At 41.0% G+C, this 1,738-nt stretch carries 2 protein-coding genes; both read left to right on the forward strand.

Translation table 11 applies throughout. The features are described 5' to 3' along the window. A partial coding sequence (locus tag ACO6UY_RS24605; protein ID WP_422491683.1) for a phospholipase effector Tle1 domain-containing protein occupies positions 1 to 1,169 on the forward strand: 1,169 nt, incomplete at its 5' end. Then, positions 1,153 to 1,738: hypothetical protein (locus ACO6UY_RS24610; RefSeq protein ID WP_422491685.1), on the forward strand; the 586-nt coding region annotated here is incomplete at its 3' end. The genes ACO6UY_RS24605 and ACO6UY_RS24610, both read left to right, overlap by 17 nt.

A 1,738-nucleotide genomic window follows, 5' to 3' on the forward strand; every position in this document is an offset into this window, starting at 1 on the left:
ATCATGAAAGCGGTTTGTTCTACAACTACCACCGTTACTACGACCCGGAAACGGGGCGATACAGCCAGAGTGATCCCATAGGGTTGAGAGGCGGTATCAATACCTATGCCTATGTGAACAGTAATCCGCTGGTCAGTACTGATCCATTGGGACTGTTTTTGTTTGCTTTTGATGGGACTATGAATGACCGTTCCAAGCTAGAAACTAATGTGGCCAAATTTGCTGACTCTTATGAGCTGAATAACCCAAAACAAGTTTGGTATAGAGAAGGTGTAGGCACAGGAGATGGTATTGATTTTATTGTAGGAGGATTATTTGGATATGGTTCAAGAGAAAGGGTCGACGAGGCTCTATTTAAGTTGGATGAACTAGTAAACGACGTATCTTGGGACAGAAATATTGATATTGTTGGTTTTAGTCGAGGAGCTGCTGCAGCGCGTGAGTTCTCAAATGAAATTTTTGATAGGATGGATAGTAATTATTGGGTTAACGTAACGACCTGTAATCCCTTGAATGTTCGCTTTATGGGACTCTTTGATACTGTTGGGTCAATGGGGTTACCTGGGAATCATATCAATATTGGTTATGACTTCACAGTGGATAGCAGAATAGGGCATGTGGCTCACGCAGTAGCATTAAATGAACACAGAGCATTATTCCCACTCACTTCAGTTTCACCAGTCGAAGGTGCTTCTTTGACTTCTGGTCAGATTGTGGAACAGGGCTTTATAGGAGACCATTCTGATATTGGTGGAGGTTGGAAAGAAGGTGATTTATCCGATATTCCTCTTCAGTGGATGGTTCAGCAGGCAGGGTCTGCTGGTGTGTCAATGGGAGATCTCGATGATGAGTATAAAACAGTCGAAAATCCATTGATCCATGACAAAAGAGGCTTCTTGGCCCGTGGGGACAGGGATATTTATTATCCAAACGATCCAAATTTTACACCAGGGCAGAATTGTCTTAGAGAAGATCGAAACGGAAACTGCATTCAAAGAGAACCATTACGACAGACTCAGAGACAGTCAACAGCTCCACAATTTCCTGATCTGGAGCACATGATCATTGAAAGTCCTCAGGATAACGATGTTCGAGGAATGGTTGATATGACTAAGTATACACAGTGGTTATATGACAATGGGGTGCTTAGGCGTGATGAAAGTAGCTGATATTAAAGTAATAGGGCAGGGGCTTATTCTTATAACTACTGCTATGTTCCTTTTGACAGGGTGTAACGCAATGAAGTATTACAATTTTGTTGTGCAAAATGATTCAGATACTCCAATATATGAGCTAAGAGTACTCAGTGTCGAAGGTCGGGAAATATATCCTATTTATAGAAATGCTTCTCGACCAATTAATATTGGGCATACAGCGGGTACTGTTTCGCTCTCAATGAGAGAGCTACCCGAGTATGTATTGATAGAATGGAAGAATATAGGAAATGGGACATTGTTGAAGAAAAAACTGGATTTAAAAAAAATGCTGCCAAAGAATTTCTGGGGGGGAGTTGTTTTCAGTGTTCTTGAAAATAGAGATGTGGAAGTATCTTGGAAATTAAGGGGAGGAGAGAGTGAAAGATACATTGACTGTGGCGGCTATATCTTTGAAAAGTACTACTATCGAGCCAAACCTAAAATTGATAAGAATATAGCTGATTGGCAGAGTTATCTTAAACAGAAAGAAGCTGATCTCAAGGCTGGCTTGACGGATAAATACAAAAAACCGAAGTATTACG

Source organism: Endozoicomonas sp. ALE010, assembly GCF_049310165.1.
Classification (GTDB): domain Bacteria; phylum Pseudomonadota; class Gammaproteobacteria; order Pseudomonadales; family Endozoicomonadaceae; genus Endozoicomonas.